General features: G+C 63.6%; 1 protein-coding gene. It reads left to right on the forward strand.

Going from position 1 to position 228, the window contains the following annotated elements:
* Window positions 1-228, forward strand: a 228-nt coding sequence (locus ACZ3HG_RS25090; RefSeq protein ID WP_465335293.1) for a hypothetical protein, incomplete at both ends; no start/stop codon positions are given.

The following is a 228-nucleotide window of genomic DNA, read 5'->3' on the forward strand; positions in this document are numbered from 1 at the left end:
TTCAACGGCGCCGAGTGGCTGGCCAAGAACAAACCCGATCTGATCTCAGCCGCTTTCGCGCTCAACGAAGGCGGCGGAGGCCGCACCGACGGTCACGGCAAGCTCGTCGTGGAGTCCATCCAGGTCGGTGAGAAGGCCGCCCAGAACTACCATCTGGAGACCACCAATGCCGGTGGCCACAGTTCCATCCCCATCCGCGACAACGCCATCTACCAACTCGCCGACGCG

Source organism: Erwinia sp. PME.40.26/001 (assembly GCF_055556675.1).